General features: G+C 40.2%; 16 protein-coding genes and 1 riboswitch. Of the genes, 11 read left to right on the forward strand and 5 right to left on the reverse strand.

Annotated features, from left to right (window positions below):
* Positions 1-89: 89 nt before the first annotated feature.
* Positions 90-1,535: a Na+/H+ antiporter NhaC gene (nhaC, locus tag ACDX78_RS09195; RefSeq protein WP_486027213.1), complete on the forward strand. Its 1,446-nt coding sequence runs from the start codon at positions 90-92 to the stop codon at positions 1,533-1,535.
* Between the two features lie 383 nt (positions 1,536-1,918).
* Positions 1,919-3,028, forward strand: coding sequence for an o-succinylbenzoate synthase (menC, locus tag ACDX78_RS09200; RefSeq protein WP_486027335.1), 1,110 nt, complete (start codon positions 1,919-1,921; stop codon positions 3,026-3,028).
* A 587-nt stretch (positions 3,029-3,615) separates the two neighbouring features.
* On the opposite strand, the gene ACDX78_RS09205 is transcribed toward menC, so the two are convergent.
* Positions 3,616-5,019, reverse strand: coding sequence for a dipeptidase (locus ACDX78_RS09205; RefSeq protein WP_486027215.1), 1,404 nt, complete (start codon positions 5,017-5,019; stop codon positions 3,616-3,618).
* Between the two features lie 125 nt (positions 5,020-5,144).
* Between ACDX78_RS09205 and ACDX78_RS09210 the strand changes: the two genes are divergently transcribed.
* A complete protein-coding gene (locus tag ACDX78_RS09210) occupies positions 5,145-5,678 on the forward strand; it encodes a DUF1648 domain-containing protein (protein ID WP_486027217.1) in 534 nt (177 codons plus the stop codon).
* Between the two features lie 42 nt (positions 5,679-5,720).
* On the opposite strand, the gene ACDX78_RS09215 is transcribed toward ACDX78_RS09210, so the two are convergent.
* A complete protein-coding gene (locus ACDX78_RS09215; RefSeq protein WP_486027219.1) occupies positions 5,721-6,593 on the reverse strand; it encodes a DUF3307 domain-containing protein in 873 nt (290 codons plus the stop codon).
* On the reverse strand, positions 6,590-7,282 hold the full coding sequence (locus ACDX78_RS09220; RefSeq protein ID WP_486027220.1) for a hypothetical protein: 693 nt from the start codon (positions 7,280-7,282) through the stop codon (positions 6,590-6,592). The genes ACDX78_RS09215 and ACDX78_RS09220 overlap by 4 nt, the downstream gene beginning before the upstream one ends.
* 327 nt (positions 7,283-7,609) lie before the next feature.
* Positions 7,610-7,656, forward strand: a riboswitch (PreQ1 riboswitch).
* A gap of 69 nt (positions 7,657-7,725) precedes the next feature.
* Here ACDX78_RS09220 and queF point away from each other — a divergent pair.
* Together queF and ACDX78_RS09230 are read left to right on the forward strand one after the other, a co-directional pair.
* On the forward strand, positions 7,726-8,223 hold the full coding sequence (gene queF, locus ACDX78_RS09225) for a preQ(1) synthase (RefSeq protein WP_486027222.1): 498 nt from the start codon (positions 7,726-7,728) through the stop codon (positions 8,221-8,223).
* Between the two features lie 87 nt (positions 8,224-8,310).
* Positions 8,311-8,943 carry a queuosine precursor transporter gene (locus tag ACDX78_RS09230; RefSeq protein ID WP_486027224.1) on the forward strand — a complete coding sequence of 211 codons (633 nt, stop codon included), beginning with the start codon at positions 8,311-8,313 and terminating at the stop codon, positions 8,941-8,943.
* Between the two features lie 573 nt (positions 8,944-9,516).
* On the opposite strand, the gene ACDX78_RS09235 is transcribed toward ACDX78_RS09230, so the two are convergent.
* Complete coding sequence (locus ACDX78_RS09235) at positions 9,517-11,238, reverse strand: ABC transporter substrate-binding protein (protein WP_486027225.1); 1,722 nt, start codon at positions 11,236-11,238, stop codon at positions 9,517-9,519.
* 117 nt (positions 11,239-11,355) lie between these two features.
* On the opposite strand from ACDX78_RS09235, the gene ACDX78_RS09240 reads away from it, so the two are divergent.
* The 5 genes from ACDX78_RS09240 to ACDX78_RS09260 all read left to right on the forward strand — a co-directional run bounded on the left by ACDX78_RS09240 (position 11,356) and on the right by ACDX78_RS09260 (position 15,299).
* Positions 11,356-12,591, forward strand: coding sequence for an MFS transporter (locus ACDX78_RS09240; RefSeq protein WP_486027227.1), 1,236 nt, complete (start codon positions 11,356-11,358; stop codon positions 12,589-12,591).
* Positions 12,592-12,774: 183 nt separating this feature from the next.
* Positions 12,775-13,758: a hypothetical protein gene (locus ACDX78_RS09245; protein ID WP_486027229.1), complete on the forward strand. Its 984-nt coding sequence runs from the start codon at positions 12,775-12,777 to the stop codon at positions 13,756-13,758.
* A gap of 88 nt (positions 13,759-13,846) precedes the next feature.
* Complete coding sequence (locus tag ACDX78_RS09250; RefSeq protein WP_486027231.1) at positions 13,847-14,275, forward strand: PaaI family thioesterase; 429 nt, start codon at positions 13,847-13,849, stop codon at positions 14,273-14,275.
* Between the two features lie 89 nt (positions 14,276-14,364).
* Positions 14,365-15,075: a Crp/Fnr family transcriptional regulator gene (locus ACDX78_RS09255; RefSeq protein ID WP_486027233.1), complete on the forward strand. Its 711-nt coding sequence runs from the start codon at positions 14,365-14,367 to the stop codon at positions 15,073-15,075.
* Between the two features lie 80 nt (positions 15,076-15,155).
* Positions 15,156-15,299, forward strand: coding sequence for an anti-repressor SinI family protein (locus ACDX78_RS09260; RefSeq protein ID WP_486027235.1), 144 nt, complete (start codon positions 15,156-15,158; stop codon positions 15,297-15,299).
* Between the two features lie 63 nt (positions 15,300-15,362).
* Here ACDX78_RS09260 and ACDX78_RS09265 read toward each other — a convergent pair whose 3' ends face one another.
* The gene (locus ACDX78_RS09265; protein ID WP_486027237.1) at positions 15,363-15,581 is read right to left on the reverse strand and encodes a YjzC family protein; all 219 of its coding nucleotides are present in this window, start codon (positions 15,579-15,581) and stop codon (positions 15,363-15,365) included.
* Positions 15,582-15,699: 118 nt separating this feature from the next.
* Between ACDX78_RS09265 and ACDX78_RS09270 the strand changes: the two genes are divergently transcribed.
* On the forward strand, positions 15,700-16,830 hold the full coding sequence (locus tag ACDX78_RS09270) for a glycerate kinase (protein WP_486027239.1): 1,131 nt from the start codon (positions 15,700-15,702) through the stop codon (positions 16,828-16,830).
* Positions 16,831-17,017 lie beyond the last annotated feature (187 nt).

Here is a 17,017-nt window from a genome sequence, read left to right on the forward strand (position 1 = left end):
CAGATTATTAAACAGACCATGGAGTCCCCCTGAATTCATCATGCGTATTTAATTTGAGAAAACTAATACTAAATAAGGAGTCAGGATATATGAAAAGGAAACCAAATTTATTAGAAGCTTTTTCACCAATTATTGTCATGTTGTTACTGCTCGCGATTGGTTTCGGGGTTTATGGACTAAACCCAGAACCATTATTAATTCTGTCATCAATATTTGCTGGATTCATTGCCATAAGATTAGGCTTGAAATGGACGGACATGATGGAAGGCGTTCAAGAAAAAATAAAACAAGCCATGCCAGCGATACTTATTCTCATATCGATTGGTATACTAATCGGAACATGGATGATTTCAGGAACTATCCCGATGTTTATTTATTATGGGTTAGAAATTATAAATCCTTCCTATATTGTACTTATTGCCTTTGTCGTTTCATCGATCATTGCCATTGTCACAGGAACTTCCTGGGGATCAGTTGGAACAGTCGGCGTTGCTCTCATTGGTATTGCTACCGGTCTTGAGGCCAATTTGCCTGCAACTGCAGGTGCAATTGTAGCTGGTGCTTACTTTGGTGACAAATTATCACCGCTTTCAGATACAACGAATTTAGCACCTATCGCAGCAGGAAGTGAGTTATATGAACATATACGCCACATGCTCTGGACAACAATACCTGCAGCAATTGTCAGTATGTTAATCTATTTAGTTGCAGGATTTAACTTGTCAGGAGGTGATGTGTCAACACCTGAAAGTATGAATTTGATGCTGCAAACATTAACTGAGATGTTCGACTGGAGTCTCTGGTTACTGATTCCACCAATTATCATTTTGTATAGTGCAATCCGTAAAAAGCCAACTTTGCCAACTATCATTTTTTCATCATTAGTTGCGGCTTTCATGGCTAAATTTATTCAAGGTTATTCTGTAACGGATATTTTTGCTTCAACTGTTGTAGGATTTGATATATCCATGGTGAATAGCACAGGATTTAATGCAAGTAATGTTATTCCCGAAGTGACAGAGTTGGTAACACAGGGTGGTATGCAATCAATGACAGGTCCAGTCCTGATTGCATTTTGTGCATTCATATTTGCCGGCATTATAACAACATCCGGCTCTCTTGAAGTGATCCTCAGCTCCCTTATGAAACTAGTTAAACGGACTGGCGACCTTGTGTTAACCACTGTTTTTTCCTGTATTACAATGGCATTAGTCACGGGTAACTCTTATCTTTCTATCCTTGTTCCTGGGGAAATTTATAAAGATACCTATACAAAATATCAATTACATGCAAAAAACCTGTCAAGAACCTTAGAAGATTCGGGAACAGTTGTCGTACCACTCGTACCTTGGTCATCAGCTGGCGTTTTTATGGCAGGAACACTAGGTGTGCCAACCCTTAGTTATGCTCCATGGGCCATTTTGTGCTATATAGGATTTTTGTTTGCGATTATTTTGGGGTATACAGGTATCGGAATTGCAAAAATGAACAATAGCGACAAGAACGAGGCTCAGAATGTGGAAAATTCTCTATAACACCTTACGTTTTTTCAAATTATTTCATTGGAAATAAAAAGGGAAAATAAGGTACAGGCGCCCAGGATAGTGACATATGGACTGCATCTGACCATACCAGCTGGATAAGAGTTGCAGCTGCAAAAATTTCGGCTTTCCTAAATGATTTGGTAGTGCGTGAATGCTCTTCCCACCGAAAAGATTTGCCTATAAAGAAACGGTTATAACTCTTATTCTTCCTTCTACAGTAAAAATTACACAAGGCAATGTCGATGTTGACATTTTTTTCTGGGTACCCGAACCGGTCAAGGCTAAATTACTTTACTAGTTGACCCACAGCTCTAAAATTTTCAGCACGGGGGAAAATTGAATTTTTTATCGTGAAGGAGATTATTATCGTGACTATACTAATTAAACAATTGAAATTACACAAATTAAATATGCAATTAATTGACCCATTTACAACTAGCTTTGGAACAATTCAGGATAAAGCGTTTTACGTTACGGAAGCAATCGATGATAATGGGAATCGTGGATTTGGTGAATCCGTAGCATTTTCGACTCCCTGGTACAGTGAAGAAACGGTAAATACAAATTTGCATGTAATGGAGGATTTTTTAATACCCATTTTACAGGAAAATAATATTAATCATCCGGATGATGTTTCTGTACTTTTCAAACCAATTAAACGAAATAATATGGCAAAATCAGCTCTGGAAGGATCCATTTGGGATTTGTATGCTAAAAGTAAAAATATCCCCCTTGCCCAAGCAATTGGTGGTACAAAATCGGAAATTGATGTCGGGATCAGCATCGGGATACAACCCACTGTTACTGATTTGCTTAAAACAGTTGATCATTATATCCAGGAAGGGTATAAGCGGATTAAAATAAAAATCAAACCAGGCTGGGATATAGATTATTTACGGGAAGTAAGAAAACATTTCCCCGATACTCCTATTATGGCAGATGCGAATTCTGCCTACACATTAAGTGATATTAAACATCTTCAACTACTGGATGACTTAAACCTAATGATGATCGAGCAGCCGCTTGAACATGATGATATTGTAGATCATGCAAAACTTCAGTCAGAAATGACTACACCAATATGCCTGGATGAAAGCATTCATTCATTGGACGATGCCAGAAAGGCAGTTGAGCTTGGCAGCTGTAAAATTATTAATATCAAAATTGGGCGTGTTGGTGGAATAACCGAGGCGAAGCGCATACATGATTATTGCAAAGAGCATGGAGTAGCTGTCTGGTGTGGCGGGATGTTCGAGGCAGGTATCGGGCGGGCACATAATATTGCCTTGACCACACTGCCTCAATTCACTTTACCTGGTGATACAGCTGGGTCTTCCCGATATTGGAAACAAGATATTATTCAGCCTGAGGTGATCGTTGAAAATGGTGTTATTCCTGTTCCTGATAATGCTGGGATTGGATATGAAATAGATGATGAGGTAATATCCAAATATACAGTCGAAGTAAAAACGTTTCATTTTTAAATGATAACAGTCTAGAAACACGACAAACTAAATCTAATCAGAGGCTGGGACAGAACCATTTTAGCAAACGAAAATCCAAACTTTTGTGCACATCACCCGCTCCGGAAATATACTTCGCTTTCCGTGGGCGGCTGGTGAGCCTCCTCGTGCTGTCGCACTGCGGGGTCTCACCGATGCCTTTGCTCCCACAGAAGTCTACGTATATTTCCGGAGCTATTGTGTTGTTCGTCTTTTCAATGCTTACTCAGAGTTCTGTCCCAACCTCTTTCACTTTATATGAATTAAAAGGGGAGAATTATTTAATAAATTGACAGATTGGTTTTTTAAATACATCTTTCCAGTGATTCTTTGACTGGTGAAAGCGTCCGATAGAATTTACACGTTGAATTAATTCGGCAGTGTGCTTTGCTCCATCGCTAACCAATGTTATATTTCTTAAATTTCTCGTTCTATTAATCATACTTAAATATACTCTTTTTCACGAATACATGAATTTTTAAGAGAGAAACAAGAAAATAGAAAGGGAAACATATTATCTACCTGCTTTTTTCTTTCCAAATTTAGTTATATATTTAGTATTCTTTACTTTACTCTATATAAAATATCCTGCTCTCTCTTTTCACTTCACCGCCTTCACTCGTAACTTCGAATGTAACAACGTGGAATTTTTCCTCCAATGCTTCATCAGGCTGAAAGCTTACCGTAGAAGAAGATTCATCGTATTCCGGTTCATGTACTTGGCCATCTATAATGATCCGTAAGCTATTTTCATCAATATGTCCTTCACTATCAATCTCTGCCCTAAACACCGGGGTTCGGCTTTCGACGACATCCCCCGTTTCTACATCAGGATATATCGCAATTTCCTTTGCCTCATTTTTCACTTCAGGATCAGCAGCCTCCTGTACTTCTTGCAAAACCCTTAATGTATTTCCGCCCATGATTTTCATAATATCAAAGCTGGAATATCCTCGAATTTCCAATTCCTCCGTAATCATCGAAATATCAGTGGAATCCTGCATATCTGCAGGAAGTGTTGCCCCGTCAAAATCAGAGCCTATCGCAACATGATCTACACCCATTATCTCTACAGCATGATCAATATGATCCACAATATCCCCAACTGTTGCCTCACCAGTCTCGGTTAAAAACTGCGGATAAAATACAATCCCGATCACTCCGCCATTTTCAGCGAGTGCCCGCAGCTGGTCATCGGTTAAATTTCTTGGGTGGGAGTGCAGCGCATCCACACCGGAATGAGTTGCGATAATCGGTTCTTCGGTCACATCAAGCACATCCCAGAATGTCCCTTCATCCATATGGGAAACATCAACGAGCATGCCGAGACGATTCATTTCCTTCACGATGGTTTCGCCTAACTCCGTCAATCCGCCATCGGAAGGTGTATTATTTCTATCATTATAAACACGGTCTGCCCCTTCTCCAAGTGCGTTGGAGTAGTTCCAGGTAAATCCGATCGTGGTAATGCCTAAATCATAGTATTGATGTAAAAGTTCTAGAGCATGCTCTCCTGCTAAAGAATATGCTCCTTCTATTGCAGGTACTGCAGCTATTTTCTCATCCTTAACTGCCTGCCTGATTTCGTCCAATGTAGAGGCAATGGTAAACGACTCGCTATTATTTTTTTCTGTCCAATATAGAGCATGAATGGGTGCCAGGGTATCGCTGATATTTTTTGCATGATCATCATAGTGACCAGCAGTAAAAGCAGCCATAAACGGCACATGCAATCCAGCTTCTTGCAGCTTCGGTATATCTATTTCGAAATCGGTTTCCTCGCCAATATCAACTGCAGGCAGCCCTGTTTCATCTTCCACCACTTTCATCAGCGTATCGATGTGGCTATCTACCACCATTGGTGTATGTCCTTCGTTAGCTGCATCCCACGCTTCTACATCAAACATGGTACTTAATGGTACTTTCAATGTCAGCGTGAGCAGCATAATACTATATAGCAATTTGAGATTCATGGTTTCCTCCTTGCAGTGTATCCATTTAATTAAATAATTGTCTCATAACCACTGCCCTCATGTTATAATAATTCTTGCAAAGTTCCCGCGAGTGCAAGGATTTCCCTATAAAGAGGTGACATGATTTGTGGAAAAAAATAAGTACATATTACTCCCCTTTTGTTGATGTAATTTCTTTTATCATCTTGCTTCTGACAGCGGTTTATGTCATTTTTCAGTACAGACAGCTGCCTGAAGAAATTCCCCATCATTTCAACATCGCCGGTGAACCGGATGCATGGGGCGGAAAAGGTATCCTTATTGGCATGCTTGTTTTATACGGTTTTATTTTATCCCAGGCATTCGTGCTTAATTATTTTTTAATCATCAATCAGGAGCCAAAAGAAACGATGCAATTTGTCAATATGCCTTTTATCAAAAAAGAAGCATTGACTGAAAAACAGCTTAAGCAAATCAAAAGAAACACAGCCAGAATGATGGCTTTGATTAATTTAATGATAAGCTTGATGTTCAGCTGGTTGCTCTATAGAACGATCCAAACTGCCATGGAGCAGGAAGGCGGTCTGGGTCCAGGAATATTGATCCTTACCTTGATTATTTTAATAGTGCCCTTTTATTATATTTGGAAAACATACCGCATTGCTAAAGGAAAATATTAATGTGCCTAGATTAAAAACATTATTTTTCTCCTGCTCCCGTTTTTAAATGATGCGCAAAGCTAAAAATCCAATACAAATAGCAATCACAATACTGAACAATGTGCCAATCAAATAATACTCAGCGAAACGCTTGTCCTCAAACTGCTTAAACCTTGTGATCGACTTGATCGCTACTAGAATGGTAATGCTTGTGAGCGCCTGATTTACGACGAGAATAATAATCAGGATTCGCTCCAGCATGCCTATATAGCGTCCTATATTTTTATGCTGTCTGGGATAGGCAAAGGAAACTTCCGTTGTTGTTGTCATGCTTGTCAATTGGCTGTTCTCTTCCTTTTCTTGTCTTTCTTGTTTTGTACTGATGATGGCATCCTCAGGTGCCAGGTTCTTTAGGACAATGGCAAGGAAATAGGAAATCCCGTAGGTCCCTATGATAAGTAAAATACCAAGTGCCAGTACAGTTTCCAGGTGTGTCAGGGAAATACCGTGAAAGAGAAATTCATAAATCCCTCCTGCCAGTTCAGACAGTGTAAAATTCACCACTTGAAAAGTTCGTAGGATCACGATAATGATCGAGATATGCAAAAGCTGGTCCACTGCAAAAATGAGCGCATGCTGTTTTTGCGATGTAATTTTTTCTGAAATAGTTTCTTTGATCAAATCAATAATAAAATGAGTGATCGTAATGGATAAAACGATAACTAAAAAAATAAATACTGATGCTAGGCTAAATTGTTTTCCCCATATTAGCCATGGTATCAGGAGTAAAATGTACATTAGCAAATGGACGCCTGCATGCTTCGCTAAAGCTATTATTCTAGTTGATTTTACTTTCTTTTGTTTTGCCAGTTTGTTTGATTGGAAGAGGAAATCAGCGGTGAAATGTGCAATACTTAATAATAGAAAATACGTCATGATTTCACCTGCTCCAAGAAATACTGCAGCATATCCAGCAATTCCATTAAACTCTTTTCCATCTCATTGACCAGCTCATAATTGGCCGCTGACAAATGATTGCTTATGCTTGCACGCGGGTTTTTATAGTTGAACATTTTACCGATTTCCTCATAGGTTTTTCGCGGATATTTGTTCATTTCCGCAATGATTTGACGCTGCTTCTCACTGCGTTTCTGCTTATAGGAACGCAATGTGTAAAATTGGCTATTGATTGCCTGATAAGGAAAGTTTTCTGCATAGAAAAAAACCTTGTTGGTAAAATCCTTATTCCATATGGCTGCTTTTTTCTTACTATTTTTGAGGAACTGATCCCTTGCTTCCATCGCATAAATAATAGCTAGACTATTGGACGTATGCACATCAATATGATGCATCGTATTCATTTTACCAAAACCGCACCCCGCATAAACGGAAAATCCCCCCGTTTTCTCGAAAATATGCTCCAATGCCTTGCAGCCCATTGCAAAACGGTAAAATATGCCTATCACCTCATCTCCATTACGAATAGTAAAAGGCATCAGCATGTCATTTGCATATTTGCTGTTTAGATCCTCTGTCAGTGTTCTTAGTAATTTTTCAAGTGTTGCTGCTGCCATCTTGCGTGAATCAACTACATCCAGCGCAATACATGCAAAATGATCAGACATTTTCGTCACCTCCGGGCATGGTATGTATATATAATAAGATATACACCTCGTTTGTATATGTGTTTTACGTATATTTATTAAAGTATATTTGTTTTGCATATACAAGTCAATAGCTAGAAAGCACTATATCTTAATCAATAGGGATAAAATGTATTCGATCTATTTCAGGCTCAGGGGGGGACTTTTACGAAACATAAGCGAGTTTGGGAATGGAACGAGTCACTTTTAATAGATGATGAGCAGCTCTTCAAAATTCAGCAGACCATTGACAATCCAACCACGCCCTAATATACTTAATCAAGTAAAATAATATCTGTTAGTGACCTGACAGAAGAGGTTCTTAGCTTAAACCCTCTATAAAAAACTAAGGACAGATGATGCGATTATAAACCATGTGCCTTAGGCCGTGGTTTTTTTAGTTTTTCATGAAAGGAGGTTTACCAATGACTGGAAGAAATGAGGAAGAACTCAAAGATATTACCTTGCTCGGCAATCAAAATACAGAATATCATTTCAATTACGCACCGGAATTGCTGGAGACATTTGAAAACCAGCACCCGAACAGGGATTATTTCGTAAAATTCAACATTCCTGAATTTACCACACTTTGCCCGATGACGAAACAGCCTGATTTTGGGACGATTTATATTAGCTATATACCGGACATAAAAATGGTAGAAAGCAAATCTTTAAAATTATATATTTTCAGTTTCAGGAACCATGGTGGTTTTCATGAAGACAGCATAAATACGATCATGAATGATTTAATTGAACGAATGGATCCGCGCTATATTGAAGTTTGGGGCAAATTCACGCCAAGGGGCGGCATTTCCATTGATCCATACTGCAATTACGGGAAACCTGGAACCAAGTTTGAGAAAATGGCAGATCACCGGATGATGAACCATGATCTGTATCCTGAAAAAATCGATAATCGCTAACCTTAGAGGGCTTGCTTGTTCCTTTTCTGTCTGTACTTCCATTGGGAAATTCCCATGTTTACATGCAAGGAAAAGGAGAAGTGAAAATTGTATATTTACTTAAGCACGATGTTTGTCGGTCTTTTAATCATTTCCAATGTGTTAGCCGTCAAACTAATTGATATATGGGGATTTATTTTACCGGCTGCTGTCATTGTATATGTTGTTACCTACCTGCTTACAGATGTGATCGGTGAATTATATGGAAAAAAAGCTGCTAGAAAAACTGTGCATTCAGCATTTATCACACAAATAGCAGCACTTATTTTTATATTTATTACTATTCAGCTCCCGGCTGCCCCTGTATTCGAATCACAAGCACAATTTGAAGAAATTTTAGGAGGAAGCTTCCGGGTCATTCTGGCCAGCTTGATTTCCTATATTGCAAGTCAAAATCTGGATGTGACTATATTTCACCGGCTGAAGGCAAAGCACGGGAAAAGGAAATTATGGCTGCGGAACAATCTATCAACCATGACAAGTCAGCTCGTTGACACTACTATTTTTATAACGATCGCTTTTTGGGGAACTATTCCTGGCAATGTGTTACTCGGTATGATAGCAACGCAGTATGTTTTTAAATTATTGATAGCATTAATTGATACACCTATTGCCTACCTGCTTGTTTATTTGGGGAGGAAAAGAGGGGCCGGTGTGTACGCTGGCAATGAATCATTTTAGCATGAGGATATAGTTAAATAACATAGCCAGATGGTCCACCACTCCCCATTTTATCATTTGCTATACAGAAGTAAGAGGTTGGGATAAAACTATCTTAGCAAACAAAATCCGAACAATATTAAACTTATGACCCGCTCCGGAAATATAATTCGCTTTCCGTGGGCGGCTGTGAGCCTCCTTGCCCCGACAAGGGATATGCCGACGTTGCCCGCAAAGGGCGGTTTTAGTCGGCCTTCCTTATTAAAGCCCGGGGGTCTCACCGATGCCTTTTCTCCCACAAATTTTTACGGTGGGACGAGGAACCACTGTACCGTAGTCCCAAATCTTTACGGTGGGGCGAGCATTTAGCGCAGTCCCAGGAGTCTACGTATATTTCCGGAGCTACTGTGGTAGATTTTTCGTATTTTCAATGCTGGCTCAGAGTTCTATCCCAGCCAGTTATTATAATATTATTTTAAATAATATAAGGCAGCCTTAGGTGTCAGAAATCATATTCTTGTAGTAAGAATCTATTGATACTCAACAAAGGGGGCTAATTTTATAGCTAAACTGAACCTTTCATTATATGCCCCCTTAAGCTCGCTTCCACACGCTGCGGTAATCTACTCTCCCATTACTATCAAGCGCTATGTTCTCAAATTCACTGTCCTTTGGTTCGTAGATCGTATGTGTGCGATGGTTCAAAAAGAAAATACAGGCGTTTTCCTTTAAATATTCTTCCAGCTGAAAATACAATTCCCATTGCCTGCCAGTATGCGGACTGCTTTTAATAGCGGCAATCTGCTTATCTACTGACACTTTCATTTCGTTCGTCAAAGAAGAATAAATGGACAGTTGACTTGTGAGTATACTAATCACGGCGGATAGCAGTCTGTTTTCCGATAGAGCAAGTCCTGCCACGACAAGATCATATTGACGCAACACCGAGGGCTGCTGAAGTTTTTCCAAGTCTACGATATCCAAGGTCGCCTCAATCCCTGCACGTTTCAGCTGCTTCTGCAGGATAAGGGCTTCCCTCTCATGGTTAACTCCTTCCCGTATTTGCTGCGCGGCAATATGAAGCTTCCATGTTGTGTTCGCTGAAGTTGTTGTCTTTTTTTGTCCGGGAAAATTGCTTGATTTTTCCTTTATGAAACTGTGGGCAACTGTTTCATCCCTTTCTTTGAGGCAAAACTCCTGTGCGTCAAGCACTGAACTTAACCATTTTCGGTTATTCACATCTTGCAGGGGCCCGGGTTTCCTGCAATTAAACGTAATATAATCTGCTCCCTCCTCCTGAATCTTTATTTCTGTCCAAGAGCTATCCGGTTGATCAAGCAGCAATGGATGAGTTTGTTTTGCCGGTAATTTCTCCGGTGTAATAATGATTTCAATGCGATCCAGCCAAGGACGGTAACCATAATAGTCAGGAAAAACATCCAAACGAATGACATCTTCATTATATTTTGACAGCATATAGGGGCCAGTTCCTATTGGGGCTCTCTGAAATGACCTCTCCTTTTCTATCATTTCCACGGGAACGATGGAGCCACCCAGTCCAGCCAGCAAATGGGGAAATAAATAATCCTGCTTATCAAGATGGAATGCAATGGTCGTATCATCCAGCACGACCATTTCCAATAGATCTCTTCTTATTGGACTATTTTCCGAGAAACGGAGAAAGGTAGCTTTCACATCTTCACTCGTCATTACACTGCCATGATGAAACATAACACCTTTTCGCAAATAAAAAATCCAATGCTTCCCATCCCGACTTTCCCAATGATGGGCAAGCCGCGGTTCTAATTGCTCTGTATCCGCATTAAATTCAACCAACCGGTCAAAAATCTGCTGCATCATATGGGCGTCATGTCTTGATTTTGAATAAAGGGGATCCATCGTCAAGTCAGTATCATAAAAAGGGTATCTCAAGACATCTACATTCGCAGCTTCGTTCGTAATTTTTGATATCCCCAATGAAGCTTGAAGCCATAATTTAAATTTTTCCTGATGCGCGGGGTGCAGCTGCTGAATCACTTGAAATGCATCATGGTATTGTTCCGATTTTGCTTTATGTATTGCTTGTTCCAACAAAAGATCCTCTATATCATAAAGCAGCATAAGCTTGGGCTTTTTCCCTCTTCCCTGCTGCACCTCCCACTTTAGCCAATTATTGTCCTTTAAATAATGGATGATGGTTTTGGCATGTCTGTCCGAGCAATGAAACAAATTTGCAAGTTCTGAAATAGTCGTTTCTGTTTTTTCATTTTTAGGAAAGCTGCTGATTAACAAGCGTGCATATTCCATATATTTCATTATCGTTGCCCGCCATCGTTAAAAGGTGAATTTCATTTTAAAATTATCATCACTTTTTCTTCCTCTTTTTTCATTTTACACTTTAGCTAGTGAGTATAACAAATGGAGTGTGTGAAAATGGCGGAAAATGCAGTGAAAGAAACAAAAACCGGAGAACCAACATTATGGAAAAACAGAAATTTTATGCTAATCTGGAGCGGGTCTACCATTTCCAGTTTTGGCATACAAATGTATATTATTGCGATTCCTCTGCTCATCTACAGTATGAGTCAATCAGCACTCGCAATGAGTGCGATGCGGGCGATTGATTTTTTTCCGAATATCTTGATTGGGATGATTGCCGGTGTATTTGTTGATCGCTTTAACCGGAAAAAAATGATGCAATGGACGAGTCTCATACAGGTAATATCTGCTGCTGGAATCGTATTGCTTCTTATTTCAAATGAACTTCAACTTTGGCATTTATATATGCTTGGTTTTATTTTATCTTCCGCCGGCTATACCCTTGGCAATGCACATCACTCCGTTTTACCGCAGATTGTGACGAAGGAACAATTAACTTCAGCCAATGCCAGGCTGAGCTTTGTCAGTACGTTGATACAGACGGTGGGTCCAGGGCTCGCAGGTTCATTGCTTATGGTGTTCACCTATTCATCGATATTGACCATTTACGCTATATGTTTACTTATACTATTTCTTTGTATCCAGTTTGTTCAACTGCCTGCTGAGGCTAAAACCGGGACAAAAGAAGAACATAATTTTAAGCGGGAAATGAAAGAAGGACTTGAGGAGCTTTTTCAGAATAAAACATTACTGACGCCAACCATCACTATTTTGTTTATCAATTTTACATCAAGTCTGGTGATTGGGGTCCTTGTTTTCTATGTGACCGATCAGCTCCAAGCCACCGAATCTCAGATAGGTCTTATGTTTTCCATTTCTGCAATTGGAGGGCTTGTTGGCGCTTTGGTCATCAGCCGGATAAGAAAGCGATTTGGGAGAGGGGTTATTTTTACATCCTGCCTTTTTATCGATGTGGCAGCAATGACTACGCTAATTTTTGCACCGACGTGGTGGCTCATTGGCCTTTCACTTGCTGTAAGGACTTTTTCAACCATATTGTCGAATATCGTTTATTTTACGATCAGGCAGGAATTTACACCGAATCATCTCCAGGGGCGTGTAGCAGGCACTTCCTCCATGTTCATGAAACTGACATTGCCATTCGGCCTATTCATTGCCGGGCTATGGGCGGAGTGGCTGCCAATACCTGTTTTATTTACCTTTTCTGCGGTGATTTTTCTCGTACTGTTTTTGAGGCTGTCTTTTCATCCGTTTCGAAAATTGGTATAGGGAGTAATACAGTGCAATTTAAGGCGGCCGCAGAGGGAGGCGATTTATCTCGGTAGCCCTACTTCACTCAGCACAGCCTAAAAAACATTGGCAGCAACAGAAGAGCCATCCCGGTGTTGCACCTTATGGTATAATAAGGTAAGAGGATACAAGCATGGATATTTTACAAAAGGGGTTTTTTACATGAGAAGAACATATATGCTGCTGATCACGATTGGCCTGTTATTTTTATTAATAGCATGCGGGCAGAATGAGACCGAAGAAGAGCCAGAAGCGAATGAAAACGAAACAGAAACCGAAGAAACGGAGGTTGAAAATGATGAAGAAGAAACCTCTGAAAGTGAACCAGCTGATGAACAGGAGACCGCTTCTGAAGAACCCAATGAAGAGGAACAAAGCATTACAGAAGAAACAATTGATCGCAGTGTAATGATTCAGGGACACAGAGATTTTGAAGTCGATGAAGCATTGCTCACTTTCTCTATTCACCGCTTGGATGAACAGCTGCCTTTGGAAGAAGTATTCATGGAAGCGTTAAAAGTGAGTGAAGAAACGGATAAGCTTGAGGCACTCGAGAGCATTACCATCGACGGAACTGTTGCCTCACTGCATTTTACTGAAAATCATGAATTGCAATCTATGGCTTCTGCTGAGGAATTGTATTTAACAGAAACACTCTATGACATCAGTTCTCTCTACGGTATCGAGACACTGGCATTTTATACGGGTGAGGCAAAGGGCATAGAATTTGGACAGACAGGCACCATGGAAACCATGGAAGTGGAAGCTCCGGAAAATCGCGGATTTTACGTATATGGTGAAATTGATGGAGAAACAACGTATATCAGTGGGGTTGCAGCGCAAGAAGAAATGACAAATGAAAGCGGAGAACAAATGACTTTTGCAGAAACCATTGAAAAGATGCAGACTGTCCGAGACGATGCCCCATACCAATCCGGCATTGGTGAAACGATAGATATCGTTGATGTAACCGTAAATGATGCAGTCGCAGAAGTTCACTATAATGTAGCTGACAGCCAGGCAAATATGGCTGATTTTGAAAATGTACTGCAGCTGGCAGCACTTGATTTTGAAATTGAAGCACTCCATTTAAATAATCAGGAAGAAGGCGAAATCAAGATATTTCTTTTTGATATAGCAAAATAGCCATAACAAATACAGGAAGAAAATCACAGACCAAATCACGCGGGGATTTGGTCTTGTTTTAAAATTGGTAAGTACAGGAGGTAAAAAAATGAAACATACAGACTTACTACATGGAATCGATCTTGATCAAACATTAATAGGTGCACTTGGGATTACACTGAAAGAAATCACCCCTGACCGTGTTGTTTTAAATATGCCTGTTGGACCGAAAACCATTCAGCCATTGGGATTGTTACATGGCGGGGCATCTGTGGCGCTTGCGGAAACTGCTGCGTCTATTGGTGCTGCCTCAAACATCAATCAGGAAACCCATTTCACAGCTGGACTGGAAATAAATGCAAATCATTTAAGAGGAAAACGCGATGGGGTCGTTACTGCGACGGCGACTCCTTTACATAAAGGCCGTACAACAATGGTATGGGATATCAAAATTACCGATGAAGAAAATAAACTGATTTGTGTTTCGCGATGTACCATGGCAGTTGTTAAAAAAAATAAAGAGAAAGGGGTATCATGAACAGTAAAATCATTAAAAATTCCTCTTTCACTGAACAGTGAAAGAGTGGTAAAATTAAAACAATAAACGTTCTAGGCAGGTGACCATACATGGCTTTTGATCTAACATTAGATAAAATGTGGTACCTTTCAAAAATTGGCTTTTTCGAGTTCTTACCAGTGGATGAAGTTAGAAAAATAGGCTCCATGATCGCACATAGTGATATTTCAAAGAACACGATCATCCAGACACCTGAATCGGTTGAGAAAAAACTTTTCTTTGTAAAAACAGGAGCTGTTCGGATTTACGATATGAAAGAAGACGGGAGTATTTTCACCCTAAGTCTACTTGGCCCATACAGCACATATGGTTCGGTCAGCTTTTTTTCGCTGGGGACGGAGCAAGTTTTTGTGGAGACACTTTCGGATGTTCATCTTTGTTCGATCTCCGAAGAAGATTTCAACATCCTGATTCAGACGTATCCAGAACTATTGGCAAAAGCAATGCAGCTTTTAAGCGACAGACTAAAGAATCGTGAAAAAATGCTTGCAATTATTGCTACCGGAAATGTAAAAGAACAGCTGAAGCATTTACTTTTTTCCATGGCAGACACCTACGGCAAAGAAGACAGTACCTTTGTAACCATCCCCATCCCCTTATCTCACCAGGAATTGGCAAATATGCTTGGTGTTACAAGAGAATCTGTATCAACAAATATGCTTCAGCTTAAAAAAGAAGGATTTATTCACAGCCGTGGAAGGAAAACAATCGATGTGAATCAGAAATTTTTAAAATTAATTGGTAATTATACCGATTCGTGAAGTAGTTAACAGAAATACTCCTTAACCTGCTGTATCATATAAATAACAATACAGTACATGAATTTAAGGGGGCTACTATATTGAAGGATGTTTATACTACGGAATTGAAAAAAATGGATCCGGAGTGGATCACATTAGTGAAGCAGGCAAAATCGTTAGGACTCAGTGCAAAAGAAGTTCAGGAGTTTATCAGACGAAAATCTACCTTGTCTTTACAGCATTAGTGCCTTAAGTACTGTACTCCTTAAGGCACTGTTGCTCCAGGCGGGGACACTTGTCTGCCTGCTTTAGTTTGATGTATGTCTGCTGTTTTGCGGACTTGGATGAGAGAGACTTCGTTTGTTTTTCCAAAGGCGGTCATTATTTGAAGTCTCTGGAAACTTATCTCCCTTTGACATTTCCACCTGCCTTGGCTCTTCTATCCCACCACCTTCTTTGCCAACTTCAATATAAATGCCATTATTCGGGGCTTTTTCCCCGCCTTTAAAATGACTTATTTCACCCATGTTCATTCCTCCTTGTCATTCATCTTGTTATTCTGCCTGAATTTGTTCCTATTATGTAAGAAGGACATTTTTGAGGTATATTATGGTTATGGAAATACTGACGGAAAGGAGCGCGATTATGAAAATAGTTGTTGCACCAGATTCTTTTAAAGGAAGCCTTACATCTGTTCAAGCCGCAGCAAATATTGTCAAAGGAATTGATGCAGTAATGCCACAAGCGGAAGTTATTCAAAAACCAATGGCAGATGGCGGAGAAGGAACAATGGAGGCTCTACTTACTGCGGCAAATGGAGATAGTATCCCGTTAAATGCTGCAGGACCATTGGGAGAAAAAGTAACTACTGCTTATGCAATAACGGAATCAAAAACTGCCATTATCGAATGTGCAGCCATTGCAGGGCTTACACAGGTACCTGAAACAAAGCGAAATCCGGATCATACGACCTCTTTTGGTATTGGGGAAGCTGTTAAGGATGCCATGGAAAAAAATTGCTCGGAAATCATCATCGGCCTTGGCGGGAGTGCGGTAAATGATGGCGGACTGGGAATGCTGCAGACTTTGGGGCTGAAAGCATTTGATGTTCATGGTGAGGAAGTTGGGTTTTTTGGAAAGGATCTTCACCAGGTGGACGCAATTGATTTTTCCGGGGTGGATTACAGGCTTAAAGATATGTCCATTAAAGTGGCATCAGATGTCGATAATCCGCTCTGCGGAGAACATGGTGCAACCTATGTATATGGACCGCAAAAAGGAGCGGCACACGAGCAGCTGGAAGCGTATGATCAGGCGATGGAACATTTTGGGCGTCTTGTGGAAAATGAAATTGGCGAGCATTTGATGAACCAAGCCGGAGCCGGTGCTGCTGGCGGACTGGGATTTGCGTTGTTATCACTGGGGGCTGAACTCATCTCAGGTGCCAAGCTTGTGGCAGAAGCAAGCCGTGTAGAGGAAGCAATTCGTGAATCTGACCTGGTGATCACAGGGGAAGGTCAAAGTGATGAACAGACACTTTATGGAAAAGCACCGGGTTATATTGCCTCTCTCGCAAAAAAATACGATGTACCTGTCATTCTGCTTTCCGGGAGCCTCGGTGGAAATTTAGATGCATTAAGTGATCATTTTTCCGGGTGTTTTTCCATTACAAATAAGCCGCTCTCCCTTGAAGCATGCATGAAAAATGCCGGCGTGCTTTTAACGGAACAGACGCAGCTGGTGATGAATTTGATTAAGGTGTTGAGAGATAAATAAAGTATTGGCGATTTAATATATTTATAGTGAGTATTAACGAATACTTAACCCTATAAAAAGGGGTTAAAGTAGAAATATTGATTGCATAAGCTGAAGGAAAAATACTATTATCATTCTGTGCAGGCACAACTGAAAACCTTTTAAAACTGCTGACACATCCAAAAGTTCAAAAAAACAGTTGACGAAA

Origin of the sequence: Virgibacillus oceani (genome assembly GCF_041521345.1) — a bacterium.
GTDB lineage: Bacteria > Bacillota > Bacilli > Bacillales > Amphibacillaceae > Virgibacillus_N > Virgibacillus_N oceani_A.

Coding starts and splice junctions, on each gene's coding strand:
- ACDX78_RS09250 (WP_486027231.1), top strand. CDS start 13,847: ATGAAACATACAGACTTACTACATGGAATCGATCTTGATCAAACATTA.
- ACDX78_RS09255 (WP_486027233.1), top strand. CDS start 14,365: ATGGCTTTTGATCTAACATTAGATAAAATGTGGTACCTTTCAAAAATT.
- ACDX78_RS09270 (WP_486027239.1), top strand. CDS start 15,700: ATGAAAATAGTTGTTGCACCAGATTCTTTTAAAGGAAGCCTTACATCT.
- ACDX78_RS09235 (WP_486027225.1), bottom strand. CDS start 11,238: ATGAAATATATGGAATATGCACGCTTGTTAATCAGCAGCTTTCCTAAA.
- ACDX78_RS09215 (WP_486027219.1), bottom strand. CDS start 6,593: ATGACGTATTTTCTATTATTAAGTATTGCACATTTCACCGCTGATTTC.
- ACDX78_RS09240 (WP_486027227.1), top strand. CDS start 11,356: ATGGCGGAAAATGCAGTGAAAGAAACAAAAACCGGAGAACCAACATTA.
- nhaC (WP_486027213.1), top strand. CDS start 90: ATGAAAAGGAAACCAAATTTATTAGAAGCTTTTTCACCAATTATTGTC.
- ACDX78_RS09220 (WP_486027220.1), bottom strand. CDS start 7,282: ATGTCTGATCATTTTGCATGTATTGCGCTGGATGTAGTTGATTCACGC.
- ACDX78_RS09205 (WP_486027215.1), bottom strand. CDS start 5,019: ATGAATCTCAAATTGCTATATAGTATTATGCTGCTCACGCTGACATTG.
- queF (WP_486027222.1), top strand. CDS start 7,726: ATGACTGGAAGAAATGAGGAAGAACTCAAAGATATTACCTTGCTCGGC.
- ACDX78_RS09245 (WP_486027229.1), top strand. CDS start 12,775: ATGAGAAGAACATATATGCTGCTGATCACGATTGGCCTGTTATTTTTA.
- ACDX78_RS09265 (WP_486027237.1), bottom strand. CDS start 15,581: ATGGGTGAAATAAGTCATTTTAAAGGCGGGGAAAAAGCCCCGAATAAT.